Source organism: Paenibacillus diazotrophicus (assembly GCF_042610465.1).
The window spans coordinates 315,896-327,973 of record NZ_JBGJZN010000005.1; the positions used below are offsets into that span (position 1 = coordinate 315,896).

At 50.2% G+C, this 12,078-nt stretch carries 9 protein-coding genes; 8 read left to right on the forward strand and 1 reads right to left on the reverse strand.

The window, feature by feature from the left end; translation table 11 throughout:
• Positions 1-42: 42 nt before the first annotated feature.
• The 4 genes from ACAN54_RS20420 to ACAN54_RS20435 all read left to right on the forward strand — a co-directional run bounded on the left by ACAN54_RS20420 (position 43) and on the right by ACAN54_RS20435 (position 4,981).
• Positions 43-294, forward strand: coding sequence for an FAD/FMN-containing dehydrogenase (locus ACAN54_RS20420; protein WP_379159564.1), 252 nt, complete (start codon positions 43-45; stop codon positions 292-294).
• Between the two features lie 105 nt (positions 295-399).
• Complete coding sequence (locus tag ACAN54_RS20425; protein WP_379159567.1) at positions 400-1,107, forward strand: response regulator transcription factor; 708 nt, start codon at positions 400-402, stop codon at positions 1,105-1,107.
• Positions 1,100-2,434 carry a sensor histidine kinase gene (locus tag ACAN54_RS20430; protein ID WP_379159570.1) on the forward strand — a complete coding sequence of 445 codons (1,335 nt, stop codon included), beginning with the start codon at positions 1,100-1,102 and terminating at the stop codon, positions 2,432-2,434. Before ACAN54_RS20425 ends, ACAN54_RS20430 begins: the two co-directional genes overlap by 8 nt.
• A 177-nt stretch (positions 2,435-2,611) precedes the next feature.
• The gene (locus ACAN54_RS20435) at positions 2,612-4,981 is read left to right on the forward strand and encodes an S-layer homology domain-containing protein (protein WP_379159573.1); all 2,370 of its coding nucleotides are present in this window, start codon (positions 2,612-2,614) and stop codon (positions 4,979-4,981) included.
• An 85-nt stretch (positions 4,982-5,066) separates the two neighbouring features.
• Here ACAN54_RS20435 and ACAN54_RS20440 read toward each other — a convergent pair whose 3' ends face one another.
• The gene (locus tag ACAN54_RS20440) at positions 5,067-5,894 is read right to left on the reverse strand and encodes a TerC family protein (protein ID WP_379159576.1); all 828 of its coding nucleotides are present in this window, start codon (positions 5,892-5,894) and stop codon (positions 5,067-5,069) included.
• 642 nt (positions 5,895-6,536) lie between these two features.
• Between ACAN54_RS20440 and nifB the strand changes: the two genes are divergently transcribed.
• The 4 genes from nifB to nifK all read left to right on the forward strand — a co-directional run bounded on the left by nifB (position 6,537) and on the right by nifK (position 11,925).
• A complete protein-coding gene (gene nifB / locus ACAN54_RS20445; RefSeq protein WP_379159579.1) occupies positions 6,537-7,904 on the forward strand; it encodes a nitrogenase cofactor biosynthesis protein NifB in 1,368 nt (455 codons plus the stop codon).
• 6 nt (positions 7,905-7,910) lie between these two features.
• Entirely contained in the window at positions 7,911-8,777 is an 867-nt protein-coding gene (gene nifH / locus ACAN54_RS20450) for a nitrogenase iron protein (RefSeq protein ID WP_074084154.1), read from the forward strand.
• A 134-nt stretch (positions 8,778-8,911) separates the two neighbouring features.
• The gene (gene nifD / locus ACAN54_RS20455; RefSeq protein WP_379159583.1) at positions 8,912-10,369 is read left to right on the forward strand and encodes a nitrogenase molybdenum-iron protein alpha chain; all 1,458 of its coding nucleotides are present in this window, start codon (positions 8,912-8,914) and stop codon (positions 10,367-10,369) included.
• Positions 10,366-11,925, forward strand: coding sequence for a nitrogenase molybdenum-iron protein subunit beta (gene nifK, locus ACAN54_RS20460; RefSeq protein WP_379159587.1), 1,560 nt, complete (start codon positions 10,366-10,368; stop codon positions 11,923-11,925). Before nifD ends, nifK begins: the two co-directional genes overlap by 4 nt.
• The last annotated feature ends 153 nt before the right edge of the window (positions 11,926-12,078 follow it).

The window sequence follows — 12,078 nt, forward strand, 5'->3', positions numbered from 1 at the left end:
AACTATAGGTTATGCTAAATACATAAGAAGGAGGGAGACAAAATGAAAAAAATCGGGTTAGGTATTATAGCATTGGTATTGCTTATGGGAATCGGCACGAGCGTGTATGCGGCTGGCACTGACAACGGACAAAGCTGGATTGAGAACATGCTTCCTTTTGCCAAGCAGATGCATCCAGATCTGACTGACGGCCAAGTCAAAGCGATGGTGAACAATTGCCGGAACGGACAGGGGACCCATACAGGCGGCATGATGAATAATGCATCCGGACGCGGCGGTATGATGAATTTCTAATGTAATGAGGATAAAGATGGACCTTCGGCCTGTTAGGGCGGGGTCCGTCTTTGTATAATTATAAGAATATATATGCTTCACGTAATATTGGAGGGACGCTTGTGTATGAATACTTCAACCATTTTGCTTGTGGACGATGAGACGGATATTCTTCAGGTCATCAGGGCTTATCTGGAGAAGAGCGATTATATCGTATATGAAGCCGGAGACGGCCACGCTGCGCTGCAGCTTTTTGAGCGTGTGAAGCCTGATCTGGTGGTTCTTGATCTTATGCTGCCGGATATATCTGGTGAAGAGATTTGCCGCATCATCCGCAGCACCTCAAGTACTCCCATTCTTATGCTTACCGCGAAAAGCAGTGAGGATGATCTGGTGAACGGTCTGCTGACAGGTGCAGATGACTACATGACGAAGCCCTTCAGTCCACGTGAGCTGCTGGCCCGGATAACCAGCCTGCTCAGGAGAGCACATCCTCACCAGAATCAGGAGCAGGGGAGTGCGGCGAACTTTGGCGGGGGCAGTCTCTCCATTGATGCTGAACGGCACGAGGTCAGAGTAGAAGGTGTACCAGTTGCAGTAACTCCTCTTGAATTCAAGGTGCTGGAGTGCCTGACAAGAAGCCCCAAGCGGGCATTCAGCCGTTACGAGCTGGTAAATCTTGTCCAGGGTGATGACTTCGACGGTTTTGAGCGGACTATTGATGTGCATATCAAGAATCTGCGGCAAAAAATCGGTGATGACCCCAGGCATCCCCGTTATATCGGGACAGTATTCGGCGTTGGCTATAAATTTTTGGTGAACCGGGATGAATAGAGGGGGACTGCGGACCAGACTGCTGCTGTCGCATTTGGGGGTTGCCTTGTGTTCTCTGCTGGTTATTATGTTTCTGGTCAATATGGTCATGAGCTTCTCCTTCGGAAGGTATGTCGAGAGCCGTCAGCGTACGGAGGCGGGTTTCCTCCTTGCCGATCTGGAGCAGGCCTATGACTCCTCAAATTCCTGGAGTATGGAGACGTTGATGTCGTTGTCGCATCAGGCCATGCAGCGGGATTATTTGATACGTCTCTATAATGCTGCCGGAGAACTCGTCTGGGATACGGGGAATATGGGGATGTCGGCGGTTGCTTCGGATGAGGCTGCCAGCCGTTATGCAGTGCTGAAGAATGGAATAAATATAGGCACACTCGAAATTCAGGGGAATGGCGGAGCGGAAGAGACGCAGAACCGGGATTTTTTGCGGATGTTCAATCGTCTGTCATGGGGAGCAATGCTGCTGGTGCTGAGTGGAGCCTATCTGTACAGCAGATACATGGCGAAGGACCTCAGCCGGCCGCTCGTACGGATCAAGGGGATTGCGGTGAAGATGCGGGAAGGGAATTTGACGGAGAGGGTTATACTGCCTGCCAGTAGACGGACGGAAATTGATGAGGTGGGTCAGGCACTTAATTATCTGGCAGATACGCTGCAGCAGCAAGAAAAGCTCAGGAAGAATCTCACGGCGGATGTAGCCCATGAATTACGCACACCCCTGACCACTGTCCAGAGCTATATTGAGGCTTTTGAGGATGGAGTGTGGGAAGCCACGCCTGAGAGGCTTCAGATCTGCCATGGACAAATTCAGCGACTGGTACAGCTTATTAACGATTTGGAAAAGCTGAATGCTGCAGAGAACCCGATGCTTCAGCTGCGGCATGAGCGCTTGTGTCTGAATGAGGTGCTCAGGGATTCAATTCAATCCGTTGCCGGCAGACCGGAGCTGGATAACGTAGTCTTGACGCTGAAGGAGGAGGAAGAGCACTTTGTCAGTGGGGACTATGAGCGGCTGGTGCAGGTATTCGTCAATTTGTTGAATAACGCGCTGAAGTTTACCAAAGAAGGGCAAGTGGACATCAGCTTGGTGGAGAAGCCCTCTGAGGTTATAGTAATGGTTGCCGATACCGGACCGGGAATCGCTGCGGACGAGCTGCCGAATATTTTCGAGCGGTTTTACCGGGGAGAGAAATCACGGAGCCGTAGAACCGGTGGGGCAGGCATTGGGCTAGCGATTGTAAAAGCAATTGTCGAAGCCCATGGAGGGTATGTAACAGTCTCAAGTACTTTGGGTTCAGGCTCAGAGTTCTATGTCCATCTGCCAAAATAAATATCCGCTGAAGGTCATTCGTGGGAATACAATGCAGGCTTCCGCTGTCGAAAAGACAGTTGGGGGCTTTTTCTGCATCCGCTGTAATTTCCTGTCGCAAATAAAATATGGAAAAAATATGCACCTTTCTTTATACTTAGGTAGAATAATGGAAGCATATTGAGGAGGATGAATTTTTTGGATAGACTTGCAGGCAGAAGAAACAGCACACCCTTTATTCAACAAACAGCTAAAACCGTACTGATCACCACAGTGGCCCTTGCCCTGTTATCGTCCGGCGGACTGGCCGTAGCGGATTCAATCCATACCACCATTTCAGGGGCCGCGGTTACGGCCGCTCAAGGACAGGCCTCCCCTCCGGACTCTTCCAAAGCCAAGATCACTCAGGAGCAGGCAGTGGCGAAAGTGAGAGAGCTGTTTCCTGTGCTGAAGGAGGCGAATCTATCGAATGTCCGTTTTGGAGGGGACGGGTCCTACCCGACCAGCGGCAATCAAATGATGTGGAATATTTCATGGAATATGGAGTTCGGCAATACAAGTTTTGGTTTCTCCAGCCAAGTCGATGCGATCACAGGTGACTTGATTAATGCGTACCTGCCGGTTCCTTTTACGCAAGATGATGCTTATTATCCGCCCAAATTAACGCGTGCCGAGGCTCTGGGTCAAGTGCAGAAATTTATTGCCAAAGCTGCACCTTCTCTGGGGGCAGGTGATATTCAGCTCGATGATAATGAGGCTACGAATACTGCAGGGAGCAGCCTGTTCGGAGCGGTTCAATATAACTTCTCCTTCAAGCTCCTCAAAAATGGTCTGCCTACCGCTTCGGATGTCCTATGGATCACTGCAGATGGAAATGGAAATATCATTCAATTTAACAGACCGTTCCCCGGATTGGAGTATCCTTCGGCCAAGCCTGCCGTTTCTCTGGAATCCGCCCAGAAGAATTATACGGACAGCTTTGCCTTGGGCCTCTACTATATTCCGGTCTACAAAGATGGTGCTGTAGAACGCTGGATACTGGGCTGGCGTCCGCAGGAACAGTCGCTGTATTCAATAGATGCCCAGACCGGTAAAAGGATTGACATCGAAGGCACGGAAGTCTCCGCTTTGCCGTTCACCTACGAGGCTGTCCCTCAGACAAAGGACCGGTTCCAGGCGTTGAGTACCGGCAAAGAGCTTACCGCAGCGGAAGCTGCCAAGCTTGTTCAGCAGAGAATTCCGATTCCCGCAGGACGCAAACTTGAGGACCAAATGCAGGGTAACGTCTATCCGAATACGAAGCAGAAGGTCTGGAGACTCTCCTGGCGTGAGAACCGCAGCGCACCAATGTCTGGATTTCCGGCTACCACTTACGCTGAGGTGGATGCGGCAACCGGCCAGAGCTATCAATTCCAGCTGGAGCAATTTACCGGCAGCACGGATGTGAAGCCGCAGCCTGCACCAGCCGGGGGGAAGAAGCTGACTCAGGCGGAAGCCAAGCAGCAGGCGATAACACTTGTGAACCGTTTGTACGATCAGGCCAGCGGCGTACTCAAGCTGGAGGAACATGGCGGGACGTGGAGTGTGCTTCCGGATGGCAAAGGCTTCCGGTTTGTATTTGTCCGTTATTATAAGGGCATCCCGCTAAGCGATTCAGGCATTTCGCTGGTCATGGATAAGTACGGCAGACTCGAAAGCTATACCGCAATGAGCCGTAGTGATCTCGGAACGATAAAGGAGTCCGCCCCGGCAATATCCCAAAGTGAGGCACTGAAAAGCTATAAAGACCGGTACGTAGTAAAGCTTCAATATAGCCGTATAGGCGGAATGTACAGCAATAATGTGTTCGTAGAACCGCGGGTGAAGCTTGTCTATAGTCCACTGCCGGTTAACGAACAAGATCAGACGGCAGTCCTCGATGCCACGACGGGTAAATGGGTGCAGGTTAATACCTATTACAACCAGAATATAGTTCCGTCTGCTCCGGTGGACCTCAAGGGCCATCCTGCGGAAAAAGCGTTAACCGAATTGGTGAAGTATGGTGTCCTTATCCCGGATGAAGACAATAAAATAAACCCGGATCAGGAAATCACCGTGGGAGATTGGTTTAACATCATCGCCAAAGCCTCAACTCCATACTATTCAGGATATTCGAATGGAACAGAACCGAAGGCCGTAGCCGGTGTAAGCCCGGACAATGAGTATTATAAAGCCATAAGCTTTGCCGTTAATTACGGCTGGATCAGCAAGGACACAGTGCTGCAGCCGGGCGATAAGCTGAGCCGCGAACAGCTCGCCGTGCTGCTGGCCTCCTTTTTGAAATACAATAAGCTCGCTGCGTTCCTGGAAAATGACATCGCTGTGAGCAGCTTCAGCGACAGTGCCTCGATCAAGGACAAAGGTGCGGTGGCGCTGGCTGTGAAGCTCGGTCTACTTGAGGGAGACAACGGCAAATTCAATCCGCAGCAAAATGTAACCAAAGCCGGCATTGCAAATGTCGTGATGAAGCTTGTAGAATTGCAGGGCAGAGTGGACCAGAACATCGGCAAGAATATTCGCCAGTACTGATTCTTCTAGTAAAGATACAGCAAAAGCCTGTTCCCGCTTGATGGCGGAGACAGGCTTTTATGTTTTTGGCTATGAAGGCCGGTGTTTATTTACCGAGTTGCTTATCTACTTCGCGAACCGGATTCTCACCTTCATTCTCTTCAATGGTGTGACTGCTCATGAACCAGCCGGTGGCTGCAATGATTACAAGCACTACATAGAAGGTAGCCTTCCACCAGGTGCTGTGGGCGAAGTCTTCGGACAGCACACCCAGCGAGGGATGGGCCAGAGTGATGACGGCCAGTTTGACACCTACCCAGCCGACAATAAAGAATGCGGCAACTTCAAGACCGGGACGGGAGTGGAGCAGCTTGACGAAGAAGGAGGCTGCAAACCGCATAATGACCAGTCCGATGAATCCACCGGCAAAGATGACAAGGAACTGTCCACCGTCAAGGCCTCCGATATTTCGGATCCCGCTCGCCGGAAGCGCAACAGCAAGGGCAACAGCCGCCAGGATAGAGTCAACGGCAAAGGCGATATCTGCGACTTCGACTTTAAAAACGGTAAACCAGAAGCTGGACTTCTTCTTTTCTACGGCTTTCTCACTGCCGCTTTCGGCAGCCTCTTCGGTAACCGGCTTCTTGAACAGTACTTTTCGGAAGATGTGGTTACCTGCGATGAATAGCAAGTAGATTGCTCCAATAGCTTGTACCTGCCAAATGTCCACCAGATAAGAGATGATGAAAAGCGATCCAAATCGGAACACAAACGCCCCGGCTAACCCATAGAACAATGCTTTTTTGCGTTCCTCATCAGGAAGATGTTTAACCATGATTGCCAGTACTAGTGCGTTATCTGCGGCGAGCAACCCTTCCAGTGCTACGAGAACAAGCAATACCCATCCGTATTCTAATAATAATCCCCAATCCATTGCTGCTTCCTCCTCATTTGGATGTAAATACAACCAGTAAATACCTGTATTACCATTATCTTTGCCAAAACTATATAAAAAAGACCTTTACCAAGCAGATCAGCCTTTGGAATAAAGGACTAACCTGATTGGTAAAGGTCTCGCTAACAATAGTTCATTGCCGATAAAACCGGAGAACATCCTCACGTTCTCGTATTGACGATTTTATCTAACAGCTACTCCCCTTTACGGGATATATTAAATTTTATTGGTTGCGTGTTTGACTTAAAAGTATCATATACGACTTGAGAGGCATTGTCAATGCTGGTGAGAATAAATATCAATAGAAAACGATTGTAATGGAAACGGACACATGATACATATAAGTTAGATAAGCTAACATACGGTATGACGAAACTGCAAACATAAGGAAAATAAGGGCTTTTTAAGCCTAAACCTAATTGACGATGTATAGGAATGAAAATATGATGAGACTAATTAAAGCAGTCAAGCGAGTTCGGGTCAGGAAACATAACATAAATTCATTTAACTCAGCCGGCCAAACTCTCTACTAGTACTTAAGCAGATGCTTACGAAGCGAGTTTTACTCGAAGCCAAATCAGTGAAGACAATGCTCGTAAAACTTTTAGGAGGTGGGAAATGATGCTGCCGTCGTCGTGCATATCAAAGGAAGCAGAGGAGGAGATTAGCCGCCACCCTTGCTACAGCGAGGAAGCCCATCGGTTTTACGCCAGGATGCATATTCCGGTAGCTCCCGCCTGTAACATCCAGTGCAATTACTGCAACCGCAAGTTTGACTGCGTGAATGAGAGCAGGCCTGGAGTGGTCAGTGAGGTGCTTACCCCGGAACAGGCAGAACGCAAAGTAAAGGGAGTAGCGGCTCAGCTCATGCAGCTTTCGGTTGTCGGCATCGCCGGGCCGGGTGATCCGCTGGCGAATCCTGAGCAGACGTTCGATACTTTTGCCCGGGTTAAGGAGTACGTGCCGGATGTTTCCCTTTGCCTCAGCACCAACGGATTGACGCTGTACCGGCATATCGATGAGATTATGGAGCTTGGCATCCGCCATGTCACTATCACCATTAATGCCATTGACCCTGATGTCGCACAAGAGATTTATTCTTGGGTATTCGACGAAGGCGTGCGTTACGAAGGAAGGGCGGCAGCGGAGCTGCTGATCAGCCGTCAGCTGATGGGTCTTGAACTGCTGGCTCAGCTGGGGATTCTCGTCAAAGTTAATTCCATTATGATTCCTGGGGTCAACGATCATCATTTACCCGCAGTGTCCCAAAGAGTAAAAGAGCTCGGGGCTACACTGCACAACGTTACACCGCTTATTATCGCACCGGGCAGCCAGTACGAATTGGATGGCCGCAAAGCGCCCCGTCCGAAGGAGCTGCACAATCTGCAGGAGCTTCTTGGCCGTGATGGCATGAAGGTGATGCGCCACTGCCGGCAATGCCGTGCCGATGCTATCGGGCTGCTGGGCCAGGACCGCAATCAGGATTTCCCCCTTGAAGGGATGGAAGCTGATCCGGTGATCAACCAGGAGGCCAGAGCGTTGTTCCAAGGAGAGCTTGATGCGAAGATCCGCGAGCGGGTCCAGGCCAAACAGGCCAGACGTCTGCAGCAGAATGCTCCGAAGATCAGGGTCGCAGTTGCTACCAGAGGCGGCGACAAGGTCAATCAGCATTTTGGGCATGCGACGGAGTTCCTAGTCTACGATACCGACGGAGCAGATATACAGCTGCTCGGTGTACGCAAGATACAGGCGTACTGCCAAGGCACAGCAGACTGCAACGGTGATAAAGCCGCCACGCTGCAAGAAATCATATCCATTCTAAGGGATTGCCGCATACTTCTCTGCTCCGGCATCGGTGATGGCCCTCGTGCCAGACTGAACCAAATCGGAGTCTTGCCGCTCGTCCGCAAAGGTGGAATACAGGAAGCGATTCTCGAAAGTGTGAAGTACAGCTCTTATTTTGAAAATATAAACATTTCGAAGGGATGATGAATGATGAGACAAATAGCTTTTTACGGTAAAGGCGGTATCGGTAAATCCACAACTTCCCAAAATACTTTGGCCCAATTGGCAACCAAATTCAAACAAAGAATTATGATTGTAGGCTGTGACCCTAAGGCAGACTCCACCCGCCTGATTCTGAACACCAAAGCACAGAACTCCGTACTGGAACTGGCAGCTGAACTGGGTTCGGTAGAAGATCTGGAACTCGAAGATGTGCTGCAGACCGGCTTTGGCGACATCATTAACGTAGAGTGCGGCGGACCTGAACCGGGTGTAGGCTGCGCAGGACGCGGTATTATTACCGCCATCAACTTCCTGGAGCAGGAAGGCGCGTATCAGGATCTGGACTTTGTATCCTATGACGTACTTGGCGACGTGGTATGCGGCGGTTTCGCAATGCCAATCCGCGAAGGCAAGGCACAAGAGATCTACATCGTGTGTTCCGGTGAGATGATGGCTATGTACGCTGCCAACAACATTGCACGCGGTATCCTCAAATATGCAACTAGCGGCGGTGTGAGACTGGGCGGACTGATCTGCAACAGCCGCAACACTGACCGTGAAGATGAACTGATCATGGAGCTTGCCCGTCGCCTGAACACGCAAATGATTCACTTCGTTCCCCGTGATAACATCGTTCAACATGCCGAACTGCGCAGAATGACAGTAGCCCAATACAACCCTGCTCATCAACAAGCCAAAGAATATGAGATCCTGGCTGAAAAAATCCTCAACAACAAAATGCTGACGATCCCTACTCCAATTTCCATGGAAGAGCTGGAAGAACTGCTGATGGAATTCGGTATCATCGAAGATGAAGAAGCAGCAATCAAGAAGCTGCAAGCTTCCGGTCAATAAGACTGCCAAGCCGTGAATACCCGGTCATCCGGTGAACGGGAGTGGAGAGACGGCCTTCACCGGATGAACTTTCAGTGGCTAATGGCCACGCAGGCGGCTTAAGCGTCCTGCACCACGAAAAGGAGGGTCAATAAATGGGACTGAATATCGAAGAGAATAAGCAAATCGTAGAAGAGGTTCTGGAAGCCTATCCCAAAAAGGCGAAGAAAGACCGCGAAAAGCATTTTCAGATTAATACCGAAGAAGCGCAATCCTGTGGCACCTGTGCCCTGAAATCTAATATTAAATCCCGTCCGGGTGTAATGACGCCCCGCGGATGCTCCTATGCTGGCTCCAAAGGTGTGGTATGGGGCCCTATCAAGGATATGGTGCATATCAGCCACGGTCCCATCGGCTGCGGACAGTACAGCTGGGGTACACGCCGCAACTATGCCAACGGGACGCTGGGAATCGATAATTTTACGGCTATGCAGATCACTAGTGATTTCCAGGAGACGGATATCGTCTTCGGCGGTGATAAGAAACTGGAAGTCATTATGCGCGAGATCACGGAAATGTTCCCTCTTGCCAAAGGGATCTCCGTACAATCCGAATGTCCAGTGGGTCTGATCGGTGACGATATTGAAGCAGTATCCAAAAAAATGTCCAAAGAGCTGGAGATGCCGATTGTTCCGGTGCGCTGTGAAGGATTCCGCGGCGTCAGCCAATCGCTGGGTCATCATATTGCCAATGATGCCATCCGCGATTTCGTACTCGGCAAAGCCGAACTGGCAGAAACCGGCCCATACGATGTTAATATTATCGGCGATTATAATATCGGCGGTGATGCATGGGCTTCCCGGATTCTACTGGAGGAAATGGGCCTGCGCGTTATTGCCCAGTGGTCTGGCGACGGTACTCTGAATGAACTGGAAATTGCCCATAAGGCTAAGCTGAACCTGATCCACTGCCACCGCTCGATGAACTATATGGTAGAGCATATGGAGAAGGCCTACGATATTCCGTGGATGGAGTACAATTTCTTCGGTCCAACCAAGACGTATGAGAGCCTTCGTGCGATCGCAGCCCGGTTCGATGAGACGATCCAGGAAAATTGCGAGAAGATGATCGCCAGACACCAACCGGAAATGGATAAAATCATCAAGAAATTCAGACCGCGGCTGGAGAGTAAAAAGGTTCTGCTGATGATCGGCGGCCTGCGTTCCCGCCATACGATAGGCGCTTATGAAGATCTGGGCATGGATATTGTAGCTTCCGGTTATGAGTTTGCCCATAAGGACGACTATGAAAAGACTTTCCCGATGATGAAGGAAGGAACCATCATTATGGATGACCCGACTGCATATGAGCTGGAAGAGCTCGCTCAGAAACTGAATGTCGATCTGGTAGGCTCGGGCGTCAAGGAAAAGTATGTGTATCACAAGATGGGCGTACCCTTCCGCCAAATGCATTCCTGGGATTACAGCGGCCCGTATCATGGATTTGACGGGTTTAAGATTTTTGCCAAAGATATGGATATGACGGTGAACAGTCCAGTATGGAATCTGATCACCAAGAAGGAAAAAGTGCAAAAAGAGGGGGCGGGCGTATGAGTAAGGACAGACTGATTCTCCCGGACTATAACTCCTTGTTCTCGGAAGAACGCTACGTGCAGCAGCGGGAAAACAAAAAACAATTCGAGGCTCCCTGCAGCGACCAGGATACGGCAGAAGCACTCGCCTATTCCAAATCCGCTGAATATATGGAAAAGAACTTTGACCGCAAAGCTGTGGTCATCAATCCGCATAAAGCCTGCCAGCCGCTAGGTTCAGTAATGGCCGCACTCGGATTCGAGAAGACACTGCCTTTCGTTCATGGATCGCAGGGCTGCAACTCGTATTTCCGCAGCCATCTCAGCCGCCACTTCAAGGAACCTACGCCTGCGGTTTCTTCTTCGATGACTGAGGACGCCGCAGTGTTCGGCGGTATGAACAATCTGATCGACGGATTGGAGAACAGTATTGCCCTTTACAAACCGGAGATGGTAGCCCTCTGTACAACTTGTATGGCTGAAGTCATCGGAGATGATCTTTCCTCTTTTATCGGCAATGCCCGCATTAAAGGGGTGATCACGGAAGAATTCCCTGTAGCCTTTTGTAATACACCGAGCTTTGTGGGCTCGCATATCACGGGCTATGATTCCATGCTGAAGGGGATATTGAGCTACCTGTATGAACGCTCCGGAATGAAGGCTAACCCTGGAAGCGGGGAAGAGTCAGGGGAGAAGCTGAATGTAATGCTGGGTTTTGAGCCTTACACCGGCAACTTTGCGGAAATCCGCAAAATCCTTGATGCCTTCGATACCAAATATACGATCCTTGGAGATCACAGCGGTAACTATGACTCTCCTGCAACTGGCGAGTATGAATATTATTACGGGGGTACAAAGCTTGCTGATGTGCCTTTAGCAGCCAATGCACTAGGCTCGCTGTCTCTTCAGAAATATACACTGAAGAAGACCCAGGACTTCATCAGCGGAACCTGGAACCAGCAGATCACGGCAATGTCTACGCCTCTGGGAATCACCGGTACCGATAAGCTGCTGGAAGCAATCAGCGAACTGACAGGTCTTCCGATTCCGGCTTCACTTACCGAAGAACGGGGCCGTGTGGTAGATGCCTTGACGGACAGTCATCCTTACCTGCATGGCAAACGGGTTGCACTCGTAGGCGATCCTGATCTGTTGATCGGACTGATTGGATTCTGCCTCGAAGTGGGCATGGAACCCGTGCATATCGTGTGCTCGAACGGTGATGTGGATTTCAATGAAGTGAAGTTCAAGGACGAAGTCCAGGCGCTTCTGGATTCAAGCCCCTATGGTTCGGAAGCTACCCTGTACATCGGCAATGACCTCTGGCATATGCGCTCACTGCTCTTGAATGATCCGGTTGATCTGGCTATCGGCAGCTCGCATCTGAAGTTTGCCGCCAAGGATGCAGGTGTGCCGCTAATCCGGGTAGGATTCCCGATTCTCGACCGTCATCACATGCACCGTTATCCGATTATCGGTTATCAGGGGACTCTGAACCTGCTTAGCCTGATTGTGAATACTGTACTGGATGAGCTTGACCGTAACAACTCCGGCTTTAACTATGATCTGGTCCGGTAATCCATTCTTATAAAATAAACGTACAGATAATTCCACCCGGCGTTCCCTGGTTCCTGGCATTTGGCGAAGAGATTATTTCAGCCATCTATGGGGGCGGGGCAGGCCGGGAATTTTGCAATAATGTACAACAGCCGGGGTTTACGTGAAGCCAGC